General features: G+C 70.8%; 18 protein-coding genes. 7 read left to right on the forward strand and 11 right to left on the reverse strand.

Annotated elements, in window-relative coordinates:
• Position 1 precedes the first annotated feature (1 nt).
• The 7 genes from trpB to hisI form a co-directional block, all read right to left on the reverse strand.
• The gene (gene trpB, locus KIK09_RS07790; protein WP_214318083.1) at positions 2 to 1,225 is read right to left on the reverse strand and encodes a tryptophan synthase subunit beta; all 1,224 of its coding nucleotides are present in this window, start codon (positions 1,223 to 1,225) and stop codon (positions 2 to 4) included.
• Positions 1,226 to 1,237: 12 nt separating this feature from the next.
• Positions 1,238 to 2,077, reverse strand: coding sequence for an indole-3-glycerol phosphate synthase TrpC (gene trpC, locus KIK09_RS07795; protein ID WP_214317912.1), 840 nt, complete (start codon positions 2,075 to 2,077; stop codon positions 1,238 to 1,240).
• Positions 2,078 to 2,199: 122 nt separating this feature from the next.
• The gene (locus KIK09_RS07800; protein ID WP_214317913.1) at positions 2,200 to 2,649 is read right to left on the reverse strand and encodes a DUF2752 domain-containing protein; all 450 of its coding nucleotides are present in this window, start codon (positions 2,647 to 2,649) and stop codon (positions 2,200 to 2,202) included.
• Between the two features lie 14 nt (positions 2,650 to 2,663).
• A complete protein-coding gene (locus KIK09_RS07805; RefSeq protein ID WP_214317914.1) occupies positions 2,664 to 3,266 on the reverse strand; it encodes a CD225/dispanin family protein in 603 nt (200 codons plus the stop codon).
• A 129-nt stretch (positions 3,267 to 3,395) separates the two neighbouring features.
• A complete protein-coding gene (locus KIK09_RS07810; protein ID WP_214317915.1) occupies positions 3,396 to 3,968 on the reverse strand; it encodes a DUF4190 domain-containing protein in 573 nt (190 codons plus the stop codon).
• A 118-nt stretch (positions 3,969 to 4,086) separates the two neighbouring features.
• A complete protein-coding gene (locus tag KIK09_RS07815; protein WP_214317916.1) occupies positions 4,087 to 4,608 on the reverse strand; it encodes a Trp biosynthesis-associated membrane protein in 522 nt (173 codons plus the stop codon).
• 254 nt (positions 4,609 to 4,862) lie between these two features.
• Positions 4,863 to 5,204, reverse strand: a complete 342-nt coding sequence (hisI, locus tag KIK09_RS07820; RefSeq protein WP_372455574.1) for a phosphoribosyl-AMP cyclohydrolase — start codon at positions 5,202 to 5,204, stop codon at positions 4,863 to 4,865.
• 80 nt (positions 5,205 to 5,284) lie between these two features.
• On the opposite strand from hisI, the gene KIK09_RS07825 reads away from it, so the two are divergent.
• From KIK09_RS07825 to KIK09_RS07840, 4 genes are read left to right on the forward strand one after another with little or no spacing between them, the layout of a single operon-like run.
• Positions 5,285 to 6,334: an ABC transporter ATP-binding protein gene (locus KIK09_RS07825; protein WP_214317918.1), complete on the forward strand. Its 1,050-nt coding sequence runs from the start codon at positions 5,285 to 5,287 to the stop codon at positions 6,332 to 6,334.
• Positions 6,328 to 7,524: an ABC transporter substrate-binding protein gene (locus KIK09_RS07830; protein ID WP_214317919.1), complete on the forward strand. Its 1,197-nt coding sequence runs from the start codon at positions 6,328 to 6,330 to the stop codon at positions 7,522 to 7,524. The genes KIK09_RS07825 and KIK09_RS07830 overlap by 7 nt, the downstream gene beginning before the upstream one ends.
• Positions 7,525 to 7,528: 4 nt before the next feature.
• Positions 7,529 to 8,386, forward strand: a complete 858-nt coding sequence (locus KIK09_RS07835; protein ID WP_214317920.1) for an ABC transporter permease — start codon at positions 7,529 to 7,531, stop codon at positions 8,384 to 8,386.
• Positions 8,383 to 9,174, forward strand: coding sequence for an ABC transporter permease (locus KIK09_RS07840; RefSeq protein WP_214317921.1), 792 nt, complete (start codon positions 8,383 to 8,385; stop codon positions 9,172 to 9,174). The genes KIK09_RS07835 and KIK09_RS07840 overlap by 4 nt, the downstream gene beginning before the upstream one ends.
• Positions 9,175 to 9,630: 456 nt before the next feature.
• On the opposite strand, the gene KIK09_RS07845 is transcribed toward KIK09_RS07840, so the two are convergent.
• The gene (locus KIK09_RS07845) at positions 9,631 to 9,987 is read right to left on the reverse strand and encodes an STAS domain-containing protein (protein ID WP_214317922.1); all 357 of its coding nucleotides are present in this window, start codon (positions 9,985 to 9,987) and stop codon (positions 9,631 to 9,633) included.
• A 144-nt stretch (positions 9,988 to 10,131) separates the two neighbouring features.
• On the opposite strand from KIK09_RS07845, the gene KIK09_RS07850 reads away from it, so the two are divergent.
• Together KIK09_RS07850 and KIK09_RS07855 are read left to right on the forward strand one after the other, a co-directional pair.
• Positions 10,132 to 10,929, forward strand: a complete 798-nt coding sequence (locus KIK09_RS07850) for an MEDS and STAS domain-containing protein (protein WP_214317923.1) — start codon at positions 10,132 to 10,134, stop codon at positions 10,927 to 10,929.
• The gene (locus tag KIK09_RS07855) at positions 10,922 to 11,308 is read left to right on the forward strand and encodes an ATP-binding protein (RefSeq protein WP_214317924.1); all 387 of its coding nucleotides are present in this window, start codon (positions 10,922 to 10,924) and stop codon (positions 11,306 to 11,308) included. The genes KIK09_RS07850 and KIK09_RS07855 overlap by 8 nt, the downstream gene beginning before the upstream one ends.
• A gap of 229 nt (positions 11,309 to 11,537) precedes the next feature.
• Here KIK09_RS07855 and KIK09_RS07860 read toward each other — a convergent pair whose 3' ends face one another.
• Positions 11,538 to 13,256: an ABC transporter ATP-binding protein gene (locus KIK09_RS07860; RefSeq protein WP_214318084.1), complete on the reverse strand. Its 1,719-nt coding sequence runs from the start codon at positions 13,254 to 13,256 to the stop codon at positions 11,538 to 11,540.
• A 56-nt stretch (positions 13,257 to 13,312) separates the two neighbouring features.
• Positions 13,313 to 15,082, reverse strand: coding sequence for an ABC transporter ATP-binding protein (locus KIK09_RS07865; RefSeq protein WP_214318085.1), 1,770 nt, complete (start codon positions 15,080 to 15,082; stop codon positions 13,313 to 13,315).
• A 118-nt stretch (positions 15,083 to 15,200) separates the two neighbouring features.
• On the opposite strand from KIK09_RS07865, the gene KIK09_RS07870 reads away from it, so the two are divergent.
• Positions 15,201 to 15,830, forward strand: a complete 630-nt coding sequence (locus KIK09_RS07870; protein WP_214317925.1) for a TIGR03085 family metal-binding protein — start codon at positions 15,201 to 15,203, stop codon at positions 15,828 to 15,830.
• Here KIK09_RS07870 and KIK09_RS07875 read toward each other — a convergent pair.
• The gene (locus KIK09_RS07875) at positions 15,804 to 16,436 is read right to left on the reverse strand and encodes a MerR family transcriptional regulator (RefSeq protein ID WP_250572847.1); all 633 of its coding nucleotides are present in this window, start codon (positions 16,434 to 16,436) and stop codon (positions 15,804 to 15,806) included. The genes KIK09_RS07870 and KIK09_RS07875 overlap by 27 nt on opposite strands.
• Positions 16,437 to 16,505 lie beyond the last annotated feature (69 nt).

Here is a 16,505-nt window from a genome sequence, read left to right on the forward strand (position 1 = left end):
CTCACAACCCGAAGTACTTCATGGCGGTGCCCATGTCCTTGTCACCGCGGCCGGACAGATTCACCAAGATCGTAGCCTCGGGGCCGAGCTCCTGGCCCAGCTTGAGCGCGCCGGCCAGGGCGTGGGAGGACTCGATGGCCGGGATGATGCCCTCGGTGCGGGCGAGCAGGGAGAAGGCCTGCATGGCCTCGTCGTCGGTGATGCCGTGGTAGGTGGCGCGCCCGGAGTCCTTCAGCCAGGCGTGCTCGGGGCCGACGCCCGGGTAGTCGAGGCCGGCCGAGATCGAGTGGGAATCGATCGTCTGGCCCTCCTCGTCCTGCAGCACGTAGGTGCGCGAGCCGTGCAGCACGCCGACCGAGCCGGCGGTGAGCGTGAGCGCGTGCTCGCCCGTCTCCAGGCCGCGCCCCGCCGCCTCGTAGCCGTGCAGCTGGACGCCCTGGTCGCCGAGGAAGGCGTGGAAGATGCCGATCGCGTTGCTGCCGCCGCCGACGGCCGCGCAGATCGCGTCAGGCAGTCTGCCGGTCAGCTCCAGCATCTGGCGGCGCGCCTCGACGCCGATGATGCGGGCGAAGTCGCGCACGATCTCGGGGAACGGGTGCGGGCCCGCGACGGTGCCGAACAGGTAGTGGGTGGTGTCGACGTTGGTGACCCAGTCGCGGAACGCCTCGTTGATGGCGTCCTTGAGCGTCTTGCTGCCGTTGTGCACCGGGACGACCTTGGCGCCGAGCAGCTTCATGCGGGCCACGTTGAGCGCCTGGCGCTCGCAGTCGACCGCGCCCATGTAGATGACGCACTCCAGGCCGAGCAGCGCCGCGGCGGTGGCCGTGGCCACGCCGTGCTGGCCCGCGCCGGTCTCGGCGATCACCCGGGTCTTGCCGAGCCGCTTGGTCAGCAGCGCCTGGCCGAGCACGTTGTTGATCTTGTGGGCGCCGGTGTGGGTCAGGTCCTCGCGCTTGAGGATGACCCGGGCGCCGCCCGCCTGCTCGCTGAAGCGCGGCACGTCGGTCAGCGTCGTCGGCCGGCCCGCGTAGGTGCGCAGCAGGTGGTCGAACTCCCTGATGAACTGCGCGTCGTTCTTGGCCTTCTCGTAGACCGCGGCGACCTCGTCGAGCGCCGGGATGAGCGCCTCAGGAACGTAGCGGCCGCCGAAGATGCCGAACTTGCCGTGCAGGTCGGGGTCGTCGCCGTGGGCGCCGTTACCCGCCAGGTCGGCGGCGGTGAGGATCTCGCTCACTTGTTATCCCTCTGATCCATGGTCGGGACGAGTCGCCGGGTGGGCCCCGGCCGTCACCAGCGCCTCCACGGCCCTGCGCGGGTCCTTCCCGGTGACCAGGCTCTCCCCCACCAGCACGGCGTCGGCCCCCGCGCGGGCGTAGGCGAGCAGGTCGTGGGGGCCGCGCACGCCCGACTCGGCGATCTTGAGCACATTGTCGGGGACCTTCGGCGCCAGCTTGGCGAAGACGTCGCGGTCGACCTCGAGCGTCTTCAGGTTGCGGGCGTTGATCCCGATGATCCTGGCCCCCGCCGCGACCGCCCGCTCGAGCTCCTCCTCGGTGTGCACCTCGACCAGCGGGGTGAGCCCGATCGACTCGGCCCGCTCGATGAGCGACACCAGCGCCTCCTGCTCCAGGCAGACGACCATGAGCAGCGCCAGGTCGGCACCGTGGGCGCGGGCCTCCCACAGCTGGTAGGAGGTCAGGATGAAATCTTTACGCAGGATCGGGATGTCGACCCTGGCGCGGACCGCGGCCAGGTCGTCCAGGCTGCCGCCGAACTTGCGCCGCTCGGTCAGCACGCTGATGACGTGGGCGCCGCCCGCCTCGTAGTCGGCGGCCAGCGCGGCCGGGTCGGCGATGGCGGCGAGCGCGCCCTTGGACGGGCTGGAACGCTTCACCTCGGCGATCACCGACACCCTGGCGCCGCCGAGCGCCGCGTAGGCGTCCTTGGGCGTGGGAGCCCGCTCGGCGCGCTGCTTGAGCTCGTCAAGCGAGACAGCCTGCTGGCGTGCGGCGAGGTCGGCGCGCACCCCGTCGAGGATGTCGTCGAGGACACTCGGTCCTTCGGTCGGCTCACTCACGCGCTTGGGGTCCCTCCGGTCGACAGTAGGGGGTTGGCAGGGAGTTCGCGTCGGCGTCCGCTCCCGGCCTTGTCTTGCGATGGTATCGGCCTCGCCGAGGTCACCTAGCCACCGGGCCCCATCTACGGCGCGAGGAAGGCCCCAAAGGGGAGATTTCGGACCACCCAGTACACGAGCACGACGCCGAGGAAGGCCCACACGTACGCGGGATGGGCGAGCGTGGTCTTGCGAGGCCTGCCCTGGAGGGCGCGGATCATCCAGCGCCCCCACCAGAACAGCAGGAACGGGAGCATGACCACCATGAGCGGGTTCATGTCCAGCGCGCCCACGGGGTCGAGGTGGGCGAGCGCGTGGATCGCGCGCAGCGTGCCGCACCCCGGGCAGTAGAGGCCGCCCGGGATCCACAGGCTCGTCACCCAGAGGAACGGGCAGGTCGGGTAGTGGCCCGGCTGGTTCGGGTCGACGATGCCGACGAGGGTGGTGACGGCCGCGGCCGCACCGGCCACGCCGAGCGGCGCGAGCACCGATCTGAGCCGATCGGTGCCGCGCCGCTCGATGTTGGCGATGCCCATGCTGATTCCGACGCCTAGTATCCGTACGTGCTGCTCGGGACGGTCGACGCGAGGACCACGAACAGGATGATGTACAGGATGATGAGGACGACCTCGGCGATGATGCCGAAGATCAGCGCTCGCTTCCACCACGTCTTGGCCTCTTCCGAGGCCTGGATGGCGCCCTGGTAGTCACCGGCCTGCCACTTCGAGTTCACCTGCGACGACTTGACAATCGACACGATACCGAAGGGGAGGCAGCAGAACAGGGTGGTGAGGATCGCGGCGACCAGATGGTTGTCCGGCGGCGTCTGGGGCGCGCCGTACTCGCCGTATCCACCGCCGGGGGGCGGGCCGTAACCGCCGCCGGGGGGCTGGCCGTAGCCGCCGCCGCTCGGGGGCTGCTGGCCGTAACCGCCACCGCTGGGCGGCTGCTGGCCATAACCACCACCGCTCGGGGGCTGCTGACCGTAGCCGCCGCCGTAACCGCCGCCACCGCTCGGGGGCTGCTGGCCGTAACCGCCGCCACTCGGGGGCTGCTGGCCGTAACCGCCACCGCTGGGCGGCTGCTGACCGTAGCCGCCGCCGGGCGGCTGGGCGCCGTAACCGCCGCCGTCCCCCTGGTTTCCGTAGCTCATGCTCGTGTACTCCTCATTGGTCATGCTGGCGAGTTGCGCGCGACACCTTAGCGACAAACCGCGATCTACATGGAATAACGCCCATCATGCGGACGATTTGTGATCTGACTGCAAGCCCGGCGTCGCCGGTCAGTAGCCCGAGGTCGATGCCGCACCACCGATCCCGATGGCGGCCAGGAGCGCGGCGCCGAAGATCAGCCAGCCCAGAACCCAGAGCAGGATGGTCACGTACGAGGTGATCAGACCGCCCATGGCCAGGCCCTGGCCCTCGCCGCCCGACTTCTTGGCCCTGCTCAGCGCCAGGTGGCCGAGGATGGCGCCGGGGATGCTGGTCAGGCCGCAGAACAGCAGGCCCACGATGCCGCAGATGAGCGAGCCGATGGCCAGGCCGTTGGCCGGCTGCGCGGCGTACTGCGGCCGGCCGTACGGGGGCTGGCCGTAGGGGTTCTGCTGGTAGTTCGGCTGGCTGTAGGGCTGGCCGTACAGCAGCGGGCGGCCGTAGCCGTCGGACGCGGGCTGCTGCCCGTACCCACCGCTGCCCGGCTGTTCGCCGTATCCCCCACTGCCGGGCTGCCGGCCGTAACCAGATTGCTGGCCGTACCCGCCGCTTCCCGGCTGTTGACCGTAGCCGGGTTGCTGGCCGTAGCCGCCGCCAGGAGGCTGGGCACCGTATCCGCCGCCGCCCTGGTCCCCGTAGCTCATCCTGTCTGGCTCCTCGTGTGATCGTGGCGAGTTGCAGAGGCAGCCTATTGAGAAAACGCCGGCCGCACCGGGGACGGTTCACACCGAGGATGATTCGTGACCAGACCGGAGCGGATGATCAGCGGGAATCCGTCGGATCGTCACCCCGGTCGAGGGCGTCCCACATCGAGCGGTCGTCGGGCTTGGCCGCGGCGCCTCCCGGGCGCTCGTAGCGGGCCGACATGCCCGTCCACCTGCCGCCGCGCACGACCGCCACGATCCCGCCCGCGGCCATGAGCACCGCCCCCGTCACGGCCACGACCGGCCAGAACCTCACCGGCTCCCAGACGATCCCCGCCGCGGCCTGAACGGCATTGTGTCCTCGCAGCCACTCCAGTACGGTGGCCCGCCCGGCGGCCGTCCACGCGCTCGCCGCGGCCGCCACACCGCACAGCGCGAGCAGGACGCCGATGATCCGCCTGCCGACGCCTCTGGTCGCCAGCACGGCCACCACGCCAGCCAGTCCTGCGAGCCCGATCGGGGTCAGCGCCGGGCTCAGGTCCCCACCGGTCGGCGCCACGACCCCGGCGCCCTTCACACTCACCCAGCTACGGCTGGCCGCGAACAGCACCAGCAGACACCCGACCCCAGTGCCCGCCACCCACATCCACAACTCCCGCACCCCGGCCCGCGCCCCGCCTTCACGCGTCGATTCGTGGCGATCCTGGGTGCTGGGTCCCGGCTGGTGTGCGCTCGCTGGGTCGCGCGTCTGATCTTGATGCGTCGTGGCGGCGGATGGTTCGGGGCCGCCGTCTTGCCGCGTACCGGCGTCCGGAGCGGCCTCGGAGTCACCCTGGGTGCCAGGGGTTGTGGGGTCGGGGGTAGGCGGTGGCTCCGCCGTACCGTCCGAGGAGGTCATGGCAGGTCGAGCCGGTCGGCGTCGAAGCAGGTGCGGTCGCCCGTGTGGCAGGCGGCGCCGACCTGGTCGACCTTGACCAGGACCGTGTCGCCGTCGCAGTCGAGCGCCACCTCCTTGACGTGCTGCAGGTGCCCGGAGGTGTCGCCCTTGACCCAGTACGCGCGGCGGCTTCGCGACCAGTAGGTGCCCCGGCCCGTCGTCAGGGTGCGATGCAGCGCCTCGTCGTCCATCCAGGCGAGCATGAGGACCTCGCCGGTGTCGTACTGCTGGACGATCGCGGGTACCAACCCGTCGCCGTTGCGCTTCAGCCTCGCGGCGATCTCGGGATCAAGGGGCATGTCCCCATTCAACCAGCCAAGAGGTCCGCCCATTGCACCGGTGGTGGTAGCGGGGAGCGACAGGATCTATCGTTCCGTGCATGCGCGCCAAGCAAGCGGCCGTACAGCTCAGCGGCCTGCGCAAGTCCTTCGGCTCGGTCGAGGCAGTGGCCGGGGTCGACCTGGAGATCGCCGACGGCGAGTTCTTCGCGATGCTCGGCCCCTCAGGTTCCGGCAAGACGACCGTCTTGCGGCTGATCGCCGGGTTCGAGACACCCACCGCGGGAACGGTCAGCCTCGGCGGCGTCGACGTGACAGGCCTGGCGCCCTTCCAGCGCGACGTGAACACGGTCTTCCAGGACTACGCGCTGTTCCCGCACATGAGCGTGCTCGCCAACGTGGAGTACGGCCTGCGGGTCAAGGGCGTGGCACGGCGGGAACGCCGGGAGCGGGCGCTCCAGGCGCTGGCGAGTGTCCGGCTCGAGGGGTTCGAGGCGCGGCGGCCCGCGCAGCTGTCGGGTGGGCAGCGCCAGCGGGTGGCGCTGGCCAGGGCGCTGGTCAACCGGCCCCGCGTGCTGCTGCTCGACGAGCCGCTGGGCGCCCTCGACCTGAAGCTGCGCGAGGAGATGCAGGTCGAGCTCAAGTCGATCCAGCGTGAGGTGGGTATCACCTTCATATTCGTCACCCACGACCAGGAAGAGGCGCTGACCATGAGCGACCGGGTCGCCGTGATGGAGGGTGGCCGGATCGCGCAGGTCGGCACCCCGGCGGAGATCTACGAGCGCCCGGCGACGCCGTTCGTCGCAGGGTTCGTCGGCACGTCGAACCTCATCTCCGGCGACGCGGCCAAGGCCATACTGGGCAAAGAGGGCACGTTCAGCGTGCGCCCCGAGAAGCTGCGCCTGGGGGCCGACGGCGAGGCCGTCTCGGCCGGGGAGCACAGCGCCGCCGGGACCGTGGCCGAGGTCGTCTACATGGGCCCGGCCACCAGGTTCGTGGTCGACCTGGACGCGGGTGGCCGCCTCGTCGCGCTCCAACAGAACCTGCAGGTCTCCTCGATGGACGTCACCGAGCTGCGGGGGCAGCGAGTACGCCTGATCTGGGACCGGCGCCACGAGTTCGCCATAGCACCACAGGAGGGCCCATGTTGAGGAAAATCGCCTCGCTCGGCGCGTTGCTCGCGCTGGCGACGGCATGCGGCTCAGGATCCGGCGGCGGTACGGCTCCCGCCCAGACCCAGGGCGGCTTCCAGCCGCCGAAACTGGAGGCGCTCAAGGCGCTCGGCAAGGGCGAGGGCCAGGTGAACCTGGTGGCCTGGGCCGGCTACACCGAGGACGGCTCGAACGATCCCAAGGTCGACTGGGTGCACCCGTTCGAGCAGGCCACCGGGTGCAAGGTGAACGTCAAGACGGCGGGGACCTCCGACGAGATGGTCAACCTGATGAAGACCGGCGAGTACGACGCCGTGTCGGCCTCCGGTGACGCCTCGCTGCGCCTGGTCGCCTCCGGCACGGTGGCGCCGATCAACACCGCGCTCGTCCCGAACTACGCCGACGTCTTCCCCGGGCTGAAGAACAGGCCGTGGAACTCCGTCAACGGCGTCGCCTACGGCGTGCCGCACGGGCGCGGGGCCAACCTGCTGATGTGGCGGACCGACCAGGTCAAGCCGGATCCGGTCTCCTGGGGCGTGGTGTTCGACCCCGCCTCGCCGTACAAGGGGAAGGTCACCGCGTACGACTCGCCCATCTACCTGGCGGACGCGGCGGTCTACCTGATGGCGACCAAGCCGGAGTTGGGGATCAAGAACCCCTACGCCCTGGACGACAAGCAGTTCCAGGCGGCCGTGGACCTGCTCAAGCAGCAGCGGAAGATCATCGGTGAGTACTGGTCCGACTACACCAAGGAGGTCCAGGCGTTCAAGAGCGGTGACAGCGTGGTCGGCACCACGTGGCAGGTCATCGCGAACCTGGCCCAGGCCGACAAGGCCCCGGTCAAGGCCGAGCTGCCCCGCGAGGGGGCGACCGGCTGGTCGGACACCTGGATGGTGGCCGCCAATGCCGCCCACCCGAACTGCGCCTACAAGTGGCTCGACTGGATCATCTCGCCCAAGGTGAACGCCCAGGTGGCGGAGTGGTTCGGCGAGGCTCCGGCCAACGCCAAGGCGTGCAAGGAGACCTCCGACCCGAACTTCTGCAAGACCTTCCACGCGACCGACGAGAACTACTTCTCCAAGGTCTGGTACTGGACGACGCCCATCTCCAAGTGCCTGGACGGGCGCACGGACGTGGCCTGCAAGGACTACTCGGAGTGGACGCGCGCCTGGACCGAGATCAAGGGCTGAGGCCATGAGCGTGGCGCGCGCGGAGCCGCTGCGGCGGCGCATCGCCGCGACGCTGCACCGGCGCGCCCGCCTGCGGCTGGCGTTGCTGCTGTCGGTGCCGATGCTGTGGCTCGGGCTGGCCTACCTCGGGGCGCTCGGGGCGCTGTTCCTGTCGGCGTTCTGGACGACGGACGTCTTCACGGGGAACGTGGTCAAACAGCTGACGGCTGACAACTTCCGGCAGTTGTTGACTGTCGACGTCTATCGCACGGTCGCCATCCGTTCCGTGCTGGTCGCCGTCGCCGTGACGCTGATCGACCTCGTGGTGGCCTTCCCGATGGCCTTCGCGATGGCCAAGCTCACCCCGCCCCGCGCCCAGCGCTGGCTGGTGATCGCGGTGCTCACGCCGCTGTGGGCGTCGTACCTGGTCAAGGCGTACGCGTGGCGGGTGATGCTGTCGTCGGACGGGATCCTGGGCTGGGGGTACGGGATCGGCGCCACGATCCTGACGCTGTCGTACCTGTGGCTGCCCTACATGATCCTGCCGATCTACGCCGGGCTCGAACGGCTGCCGGACTCGCTGCTGGACGCGGCGGGCGACCTGGGGGCGCGGGGCTGGCGCACGTTCACCACGGTGATCTGGCCGCTGGCGTTCCCCGCGGTGGTGGCGGGCTCGGTGTTCACGTTCTCGCTGTCGCTCGGCGACTACATCGCCGTCAAGATCGTCGGGGGCGGCACGCAGCTCATCGGCAACGTCGTCTACGACAACGTGGGCGCGGCCAACAACCTGCCCTTCGCCGCCGCGGTCGCCACGGTCCCCGTCGTCATCATGCTGATCTACCTGGCCGCCATCCGGCGCACCGGCGCACTGGAGAACCTATGATCCTCTCGCGGATGGCGCGCGCCGCGCTGCTGAGCGCCCTGGGCTTCGGGCTGGCCATGGTGTACGTGCCGCTCGTCATCGTGGTGCTCAACTCCTTCAACGCCGACCGCACCTTCGCCTGGCCGCCCCAGGCCCTGACGGTCCGCTGGTGGGAGGCCGCCTGGAACTCCAGCGGCGTGCGCGACGCCCTGGTGACCTCCGTCCAGGCGGCGCTCGGCGCCACGGCCATCGCGCTGGTCCTGGGCACCATGGCCAGCTTCGCCGTCCAGCGCTACCGCTTCTTCGGCAGGGACACGGTGTCGCTGCTGATCGTGCTGCCCATCGCGCTGCCGGGCATCGTCACCGGCATCGCGCTCAACAACGCCTTCCGCACGCTCCTGGAGCCCGTCGGCCTCTCGCTCGGCCTGTTCACGGTGATCGTCGGGCATGCCACGTTCTGCGTGGTGACGGTCTTCAACAACGTGCTGGCCCGGCTGCGCCGCCTGGGCATCTCGGTCGAGGAGGCCTCCGCGGACCTCGGCGCGGACACCTTCACCACCTTCCGCCTGGTGACGTTCCCGATGCTGCGCTCGTCGCTGCTCGCGGGCGGGCTGCTGGCGTTCGCGCTGTCCTTCGACGAGATCATCGTCACCACGTTCACGGCCGGGGCCGGGGTTCGCACGCTCCCCATCTGGATCTTCGAGAACCTCTTCCGCCCCAACCAGGCCCCCGTCGTCAACGTCGTCGCCGCCGCCCTGATCGTCGCCTCCGTAATCCCCGTCTACCTGGCCCAACGCCTTTCCACCTGACCCCCTTCTCACATCACGCCCTTCCCCCCACGCCGCTCCTCCCAGCACGCAGCTCCTCTCCCGCATTCCACGGCGCGACCTCCCGGACGCCGGGTCGGGGACGCACCCACGGCGCGAGCTCCGAGGCGCCGGATCGTGAGCGCACCCACGGGGCGACCTCTCTGGCGCCCGGTCGGCGGGGTGGGGGACGGCGGGGGCGGCGCCCTGTGCGGCGGCGGGGTGTGGGACGGCGTGCCACGGTCATGGAGCGCCGTGGCGGCGGGTGAGTGGCATCGACTCGCCGGAAGCGCCGGGCGCCGGCCCTCAGCCGGAGTGCGGTGGGCGGCGGTGGGGCGGCTTGCCGTACGAAAGCAGGCGCGCCGCACTGAAACGCGCCCGCCGTACGAGAGCACGCCCGCCGTACGGGGACGTGGCCGCGGCGCGGCAGGACCGCCGCAACAGCAGAAAGGCCGGGCGTCAGCTGGGAGGGCAGGTGAGGGCTTGGGAGAGGGTTTCGTAGATGGAGAAGAGGGGCGCCAGGTTGGTGCGGCGGAGGCGGCGGAGGACCTGGCCGTCGGGGGCGACGAGGGCCAGGGCGTTGTCGCCGTCCGTGACGTGGGCGCGGAGGCGGACCAAGGCGCCGAGGCCCGTCGTGTCGATGAAGGTGAGGTCACTGAGGTCGACGACGAGGCGAGGGCAGTCCGGTGAGCGGGCCGCGACCGCTTCGTCAAGACCTCGGCGCATCCGGGTGACGTTGTCGGCATCCACTTCGCCGGAAAGGCTGACGATCACCTGCGTGCCGTGCCGGTGCCGTCTCATCTCCAGGACATCCACACTGATGCTCCTCGTCAGTCAGGCCCGCCCGTGAACTTGCACCCGCAGGAAACACATTACCGTGTGTTTTGCGGGGAACGCGGTGCGTAATGGCATCTCGCGGAGTACGTTCGGGGCACCAATCAACCGGAGGGGGGTGGTCTGATGGTGCTCGATCCCGATCTCGGAGATCACGTCTGCCTGCCGTACGGCAACGAGCGCGAGCGCCTCGACGCCACCCGCACTCTCGCCGCGAACGGCCTGCGCAGGCGGGTCAAAGTCATGATCATCACGCACACCGACACCCCCGAGGCGACGCGGGCCTGGCTGGGGTTCACCGAGGCCGAGGCGGCGGGGCGGTTGGAGATCCTGGCCGGCGGCGACACCCACTTCGTCGACGGGCGGCTGGATCCCGCGCGAGTCCTCGGCGCGCTGGCCGCGGCGGGCGAGCAGGCAAGGAAGCAGGGCTACGCCGGTCTCTACCTGCTGGTCGACGCCTCATGGGGCTTACGGGACGCCGCCGGGCACGCCAGGCTGGAAGCGGCGACGAACGCGCTGTGCGCCGAGGGCTGGCTGGCGGTCGTGTGCCAGTACGACCGGACGCTGTTCTGCGGCGCGGACCTGGACCGGGCCGCGTGCGTGCATCCGATCTCGCCCGACCAGGCGATGCTGCGCTTCGCCGGCACCTGCCGGCCGGCGGGGCTGCGGATCTCCGGGGAGATCGACCTCACCAACCGGGACGCGTTCGCCTCGATCCTGGCCACGCTGGAGAGCGAGGCCGCGCAGGTCGTCATCGACGCCACGGGCCTGGACTACATGGATGCCGGCGCCGCCCAGCTGCTCGCGGCCACGGCCTCGGCCAGGGGTGCGCGCGGCACCGTGATCACCTGTCAGGAGCCGATCGCCCGCCTGCTCCACCTGGTACGGGCGGATGAGGTCATCACCGTGCGCGATCATGACTAGCCCGGCGTTCTGCGCGACGTTCGGCCACGGCCGCATCACGCCGTTGCGCCGCTCGGTCACCGAGTACGCCGCCAGGTACGGCCTGTCCGGGCGCCGCCTGGAGGACTTCGTGCTGGCGGTCAACGAGATCGCCACCAACGCGGTGTTGCACGGCGGCGGGTGCGGGCGGCTGCGGCTGTGGTCGCAGGACGGGCGGCTCTGGTGCGAGGTCGCCGACGACGGGCCCGGCCTGGCGCCCGGCTGGCTCGGCGCCTCCCGCCGTCCCTCGTGTGACCAGGCGGGCGGGCGCGGGCTCTGGCTGGCCCGCCTCCTGTGCCGCCACCTCGTCGTCGTCTCCGGACCACGCGGCACCCACATCACCTTCGCCAGCCCCGACTAGCCTGTACGGCAAGCCACCCCAACCCGCACTCCCCGAGATCCCGGACCCCCTGCCCCCACACGCTCGGGGCCGGGCGCGAGGCCTACGCGCCCGGGGACCAAGACCAGGCGCGGGGCGCACGCTCAGGGGCAGGATCCGGCGCGCGACGTCCTGGCCGGTTGACCCGCGGGACCCCACGCGCTTGCCTCGCGGGACCCCCGCCCGCTTGCCCTGAGGGTTCTTGTTGGGGTTAGGAGGGGGAGTGGGCGGCGGAGATCCAGGAGGCGTGGAGGGTGGCGTAGACGCCGGGTTGCTGGACGAGGTCGGCGTGGGGGCCGCGCTGGACGAGGTGGCCGGCGTCGAAGACGAGGACCTCGTCGGCGTTCTCCGCGGTCGACAGGCGGTGGGCGATCGAGATCGCCGTACGGCCGCGGGTGACGCCTTCCAGGGCGCGTGCCAGCCGGACCTCGGTGGCGGGGTCGACGGCGGAGGTGGCCTCGTCAAGGAGGAGCAGGTCGGGGTCGGCGAGGTAGGCGCGGGCCAGGGCGACGAGCTGGCGCTCCCCGGCCGACAGCGACTCGCCGCGCTGCCCGACGGGGGTGTCGAGGCCGGCGGGCAGGCCCTCGAGCCAGTCCGCGAGGCCGAGCTCGGTGAGCGCGAGCTCCATCTCGGCCCGGGTGGCGGACGGCTTGCCGTACCTGATGTTGTCGGCGAGAGTGCCGTCGAACAGGAACCCGTCCTGCGGGACCATCACGATGCGCTCCCGCAGCGAGGAGAAGCGCACGTCGCGCAGGTCGTGCCCGTCGATCGTGACGCGGCCCGAGACCGGGTCCATGAGCCGGGTGAGGAGCTTGGCGAAGGTGGTCTTGCCCGAGCCCGTCTCCCCCACGACCGCGATGCGGGAGCGTGGCGGGATCCGGAGGGTGACGCCGTGCAGGACGGGCTCGCCGCCGGGGTAGGCGAAGTGGACGTCCTCGAACCCGACCGAGATGGGGCCGCGCGGCAGCTCGGCGCCGGCGGCGCCGGGGTCGGCCACGTCGGCGGGCGTGTCGATGACGCCGAGGATGCGCCGCCAGCCGGCGACGGCGTTCTGGGCCTCGTTGAGGACCTCGGTGGCGGTCTGCATGGGCGAGACGAACAGCGTGACGAGGAACAGGAAGGCCACCAGCTCGCCCGCCGAGATGTCGCCCGACAGGCCGAGCCGCACGCCGAGCACCACGATGCCGGCGATGGCCAGCGCGGCGACCAGCTCGGTGATGGGGAAGACGAACCCGACGATGGTCTGCGCCCTGACCTGGGCGGTCCTGTTGGCGTCGACGGCCGTGTCGATGCGCTCGGCGGTGCGGCGCTCGGCGGCGTAGGCGCGGATGACGGCGGCACCGACGACCGACTCGCTGACTGCGGCGAGCATGTCGCCGGTGCGCTCGCGGACGGCGGTGTAGGCGCGCGACAGCCACCGCTGGAAGCGCGGCAGCGCGATCGCCAGCGGGACGAAGCAGACCCAGACCAGCAGCGTGAGCTGCCAGGAGTAGACGAGCATGAGCACGCTGGCGACGAACAGCTGCCCGAACGCCACGATGATCATCAGCCCGCCCCACTGCATGAACGTGCTGATCTGGTCGATGTCGTTGGTGACGCGGGAGACCAGCGCGCCGCGGCGCTCGCTGTTCTGGGTGAGCACCGACAGGTCGTGCACGTGGCGGAAGCCGCGCACCCGCAGCGTCGCCAGCGACGACTCGGTCGCCCGATAAAGCCGAACATTCATGACATATCCGCACAAGGCGGTGACCACCACGGCAACCGCGCACAGTGCCACAGCTCGTGAAATATACGGAAGATCTGGGACGCCGGATTTGAGCCCGGTGTCGATCGTCTGCTGCACCGCCACGGGCACGATGATCTTGCCCACGGTGGCGATCACCGCGAGCAGCAGCGTGCCGACGAGCCCCTTGCGGAACTCGGGCGTCATCGACAGGCCGCGCCTGATCGTGGCCAGCGCGGAGCGCTCGGTGTTCTGGGCGATACTCACGCGGTGACCTCCTCTTCTGCCTCGATCGCGGCCCTCTCGACCTCTTCGCGTTCGTAGGCGGTGACCAGATTGCGGTAGCCCTCGCAGCGTTCGAGCAGCTCCTCGTGGGTTCCCCGGTCGGCGACGCGGCCGCGTTCCAGGAAGACGACCTCGTCGGCGAGCGCGATCGTGGCCATCCGGTAGGCGACGACCACCACGCTGGCGGCCGAGTCGCGAAGCCCGTGCAGGATCCTGGCCTCGACCTGCGGGTCCACGCTGGAGGTCGCGTCGTCGAGTATCAGCAGCCGCGGCCCGCGCACCAGCGCGCGGGCCAGGGCCAGCCGCTGCCGCTGCCCGCCTGACAGGGTGGCGCCGCGCTCCCCCACCCGGGTGTCGAGCCCGTTGCCGAGCCGCCCGACGAACCCCTCGGCCTGGGCCAGCCGCAGCGCCGCCCACACCTGCTCGTCGGAGACCTCCAGGTCGAGCGCGACGTTGCCGCGCACGGTGTCGTCGAACAGGAACGTCTGCTGCAGCACCAGCGCCGCCGACCCGGCGACCTCGCCGTAGGCGAGCTCGCGCAGGTCCATCCCGTCAAGCCGCACGGCTCCCGACAGCGGGTCGACGAGCCGCACCAGCAGCTGCACCAGCGTGGACTTGCCCGACCCCGTGGGCCCGACCAGGGCGACGGTACGGCCGGGCCGTACCTCGAACCCGATGTCGTGGAGCACCTCGGTCTCCCCGTAGGCATAGGAGACGCCGGAGACCTCCAGGGCGGCGGGTTCCGCGGAGGCCGCGGCGACCGGGCCGTACGACATCGAGCCCGACGCCTCGAGCACGGCCTGCACCCGCGTCCAGCCGACCACGCTGCGCGGCAGCTCGGCCAGCACCCAGCCGAGCGCCCTGATCGGGAAGGACAGCAACGTGAACAGGTAGGCGACCTGGATCAGCTCGCCGGAGTCGATCGACCGGGTCGACAGCCGCAGCGCGCCCACCGCCAGCACGATCAGCACCCCCAGGGTGGGCAGCGCCTCGAGCAGCGGGTCGAACAGCCCGCGCACCCGCCCGACGGCGATGTTGGCGTCGCGCAACTCGTGCGCCCGCCGCTGGAAACGCTCGGTCTCCTCACCCTCGCGGCCGAGCGTCTTGACGACCAGCGCGCCGTCGAAGCTCTCGTGCGCGATCTCACTGACCTCGGCGCGCAGCTGCTGCGCCCTGGTCGCCAACGGGCTGAGCCTGCGCTGATAGATGAGGTTCAGTACGGCTATCGCCGGAAAGATCAGGAAGCCGACCAGCGCGAGCACGGGGTCGGTCAGCAGCATCCCGATGGCCGCGGTGAACAGCATGACGATCACGCCCACGGCCATCGGCAGCGGCGCGAGCGGCGCCCAGGCGGCCTCGGCGTCGGCGCTGGCGTTGGACAGCAGCTGGCCGGTCGGGTGCTGGTGGTGCCACGACAGGGGCAGGCGCAGGTACTGCTTGGTGACGTCCCGGCGGGAGCGGGCCTGCATGCGGTACTGCAGCACGCCGGCGAAGATCCGCCGGCCTCCCACGCCGAACGCCTTCAGCAGCGCGGTGCCCATGATCAGCAGGACGCCGGTCCACAGTGCGCCCGTGCCCGTCTCCCCCTTGCTGAAGGCGGGCAGGATCACGTTCTGCGTGGCCCAGCCGAGCGCCCACGCGGAGGCGACCGTCATGCCGCCGTAGAGTCCGCTGGCCAGCACGGCCACGGCGAACACCGCTTTCTCTGTGCGGATGGCCACCCCAAGGACGCCGAGTCCTTGACGCATCACGGCCGAGGTGACCTTGCTCGCCACGCGCGGGGATTCCCTTCAAAGTTGGACATGTCTACCTATGTCCCTATCACGGCCGATCACCTCCTTATTCCCCTTGGTTAAGCTGAACCACGTGACATACGCCCGCGAGGAACGCTCCGCGCTCTGTGACCTGTTCGATCAGCTGGGCCCGGAGGCGCCGACGCTCTGCACGGGCTGGAGCACCTATGACCTGGCCGCACACCTGGTGCTGCGCGAGCGCAGACTGGACGCGGCCGCCGGGATCGCGCTCAAGCCGCTGGCCGGCTACACCGCCTCCGTCCAGCAGGGACTGAAGGCCAAGCACCCGTATCAGGAGCTCGTCGGCATGGTCCGCTCCCCCGGCGGGCCGTACGGGGTGCTGCCCTTCCTCGACGACGCGGTCAACACGCTGGAGTACCTCGTCCACCACGAGGACGTGCGCCGCGCCCAGCCCGGCTGGCAGCCGCGCGAACTGCCCGCCGGGCTCCAGGACCTCATCTGGAAGCGGGTCTCGGCGATGGGCAGGCTGACGCTGCGCCGCTCGCCGGTGGGCGTGGTGCTGCACCGCCGCGGCGGCGGCGTGGCGCTCGGCGGCCCGTCGGGCGGGCCCAAGGTGGAGGTCTCAGGCGAGCCCGCCGAACTTCTCCTGTTCTGCTTCGGCCGCCAGGACCACGCCAAGGTGGACCTGTCGGGCGACGAGGAGCAGGTGGCGCGGCTACGGAGCGCCGTCCTCGGCATATAGCGGCGCCGCCACGCTGGCCTGGGCCATCCGGCGCAGCGCGGCGATGAGCGTGTCGCCCAACGCGGTGCCGATCACGACGATCTCCACGGCCCGCTCCCGGTCGGCGGGGTCGCCCAGCACCCGCATGTCCGTCTCGGCGATGCGCTCGGCCGCCTCGGCGTAACCGTCGAGGGCGGCGATCATGTCGTGCCGCCCGATCTCGTCCAGCGTGGCCAGCACGCCGACGACCGTGCGGTAGGCGCTGCTGGGCACCGCGCCCTTCCAGCCGCGCCTGGCGACCATCTCCGCGACGGCCTGCTCGGCGCCGGTCACGTGCGGGCCGGGCCGTACGTCCCTGCGCTGGGTGACGGTGCCCTGGGCCTCGCCCATCAGGTGGTACAGGCTCATCTCGGGGTTGTCGAGGTGGCCGACCAGTTCCCTGATGACCGCGATGGACAGGTCGCCGTACTCGGCCAGGGCTCGCACGAGCTTGAGCCTGCGCACGTGCCCGTCGTCGTAGTCGGCCTGGTTGCGGCCGGTCGGCCGGCCTGGAGCGACGAGCCCCTCCCGCATGTAGTACTTGATCGTCGGGATCGGGATGCCCGTCTCCTCGCTCAGCTCCGCCATCCGCACGTTTTCACTCTCCCTCTTGCCGTTCGTGGATAGCTTAGCTATAGATAGTGATAAGTGGCACTA

The sequence above is a fragment of the Nonomuraea sediminis genome (assembly GCF_018531495.1).
Lineage (GTDB): Bacteria > Actinomycetota > Actinomycetes > Streptosporangiales > Streptosporangiaceae > Nonomuraea > Nonomuraea sediminis.

Coding starts and splice junctions, on each gene's coding strand:
- KIK09_RS07830 (WP_214317919.1), top strand. CDS start 6,328: ATGTTGAGGAAAATCGCCTCGCTCGGCGCGTTGCTCGCGCTGGCGACG.
- KIK09_RS07825 (WP_214317918.1), top strand. CDS start 5,285: ATGCGCGCCAAGCAAGCGGCCGTACAGCTCAGCGGCCTGCGCAAGTCC.
- KIK09_RS07860 (WP_214318084.1), bottom strand. CDS start 13,256: ATGACGCCCGAGTTCCGCAAGGGGCTCGTCGGCACGCTGCTGCTCGCG.
- hisI (WP_372455574.1), bottom strand. CDS start 5,204: ATGCCCCTTGATCCCGAGATCGCCGCGAGGCTGAAGCGCAACGGCGAC.
- KIK09_RS07810 (WP_214317915.1), bottom strand. CDS start 3,968: ATGAGCTACGGGGACCAGGGCGGCGGCGGATACGGTGCCCAGCCTCCT.
- KIK09_RS07835 (WP_214317920.1), top strand. CDS start 7,529: ATGAGCGTGGCGCGCGCGGAGCCGCTGCGGCGGCGCATCGCCGCGACG.
- KIK09_RS07840 (WP_214317921.1), top strand. CDS start 8,383: ATGATCCTCTCGCGGATGGCGCGCGCCGCGCTGCTGAGCGCCCTGGGC.
- KIK09_RS07850 (WP_214317923.1), top strand. CDS start 10,132: ATGGTGCTCGATCCCGATCTCGGAGATCACGTCTGCCTGCCGTACGGC.
- KIK09_RS07875 (WP_250572847.1), bottom strand. CDS start 16,436: ATGGCGGAGCTGAGCGAGGAGACGGGCATCCCGATCCCGACGATCAAG.
- KIK09_RS07805 (WP_214317914.1), bottom strand. CDS start 3,266: ATGAGCTACGGAAACCAGGGGGACGGCGGCGGTTACGGCGCCCAGCCG.
- KIK09_RS07865 (WP_214318085.1), bottom strand. CDS start 15,082: ATGCGTCAAGGACTCGGCGTCCTTGGGGTGGCCATCCGCACAGAGAAA.
- KIK09_RS07855 (WP_214317924.1), top strand. CDS start 10,922: ATGACTAGCCCGGCGTTCTGCGCGACGTTCGGCCACGGCCGCATCACG.
- KIK09_RS07800 (WP_214317913.1), bottom strand. CDS start 2,649: ATGGGCATCGCCAACATCGAGCGGCGCGGCACCGATCGGCTCAGATCG.